Here is a 1,136-nt window from a genome sequence, read left to right as displayed (position 1 = left end):
GCCTTCGCGCTCGAGGACCGCCCCGAGGCGCAGCCGTATCGTGCGCAGGCGTGCGTCGCTCACGCCGGGGAAGATCATGCCGCGCACGTAGCAGACGTGCGGCACTGTGCGCAGCAGCGTGCGAATCAATTGACAGAAGCGGCGTACGGCGTGCTCGCCGGACGCCGCCCGTTCGTCGAGCCGGAAGTCGGTGATCGTCAGCACGAAGCCTGCCGCCACCTTGTCGAGACGGTGACAAAGCGACAGTTCGCCGTTTTCGACACGGTGACCGAGCACGATCCGCGTGCGCTCGCAGACCTCCGTGCGCGCCGTGAAACGGTGGGTTCTGAAGAATGCCGCAACGGCGCGCTCGCAGACTGACATGGTGGTAGGAAGAGTGAGGCGGCGTGGGAACCGCGCCTGGGTCACGATCGGGTCGGAACCGGCGTGGCCGACGACAGCCACGCCGGGATCGAAGGCTCGCGGCGAATGCCGGATCAGCGGATGGCTTCGTACAGCTTGCCCAGATGCTGGCCGGCCATGCCGAAAAGTTGCCGGGAGACGTCTCGCAACTCGGCGCTTGCCGCCTCGATGCGCTGACGCAGACGGTCGTTGGTACGGCGCGTCTCGTCAGTCAGCGTGGTGGCGAACTCTCCCACCACGTCGTTGTCCCGTCCGCGGTTCGACAGATCGGCCGCGGCGAATTCGAACGCCGGCTTGCCGAACTGCCCCGCGCCGCTCACCACGCTGCCGAAGGCCTGCCCGATTTCCAGCTTGTCGCGCATGCCGTAGCGCGCGCTCACCACACTGCCGCCCAACGACAATGCCCCCGAGAACAGCGATCCGCCCGCCGATGTCATGGCCGCGTCGTAGTGCTTCCGGTTGGCGCGATACTTTTCGTCGCGCGCCGCCACACCGCGCGAGAACGTCAGTACGTCGTGGCGCGAGCGGTACGACTGTTCGGTGTTGCGCTCGCCCGTGCGAATTTCCATCATCAGTTTCACGAGCCGCATCAGCGTCACCAGGCCGTCCGTCGCGTTGCCCCGCGTCACCACGCCTGGCGCCACCGGGCGCTTCGCAGCCGCCGATGGCGCCCCCGCTGCCGCAGGCCTGGCGTCGGAAGCGCCGCGTGGATCGCGCGGGTCGCGTGGGTCGCG

The 1,136-nt window shown here is 68.2% G+C and carries 2 protein-coding genes; both read right to left on the bottom strand.

Features of this window, described 5'->3' with window-relative positions; translation table 11 throughout:
- Positions 1–363: hypothetical protein (locus W930_RS28875; RefSeq protein ID WP_036656513.1), on the bottom strand; the 363-nt coding region annotated here is incomplete at its 3' end.
- A 113-nt stretch (positions 364–476) separates the two neighbouring features.
- Positions 477–1,136, bottom strand: a 660-nt coding sequence (locus W930_RS30550) for a hypothetical protein (RefSeq protein ID WP_036656510.1), incomplete at its 5' end; no start/stop codon positions are given.

The organism is Pandoraea sp. E26, assembly GCF_000681415.1.
Classification (GTDB): Bacteria; Pseudomonadota; Gammaproteobacteria; order Burkholderiales; family Burkholderiaceae; genus Pandoraea; species Pandoraea pnomenusa.
This window is presented reverse-complemented; position numbering and strand designations above follow the sequence as displayed.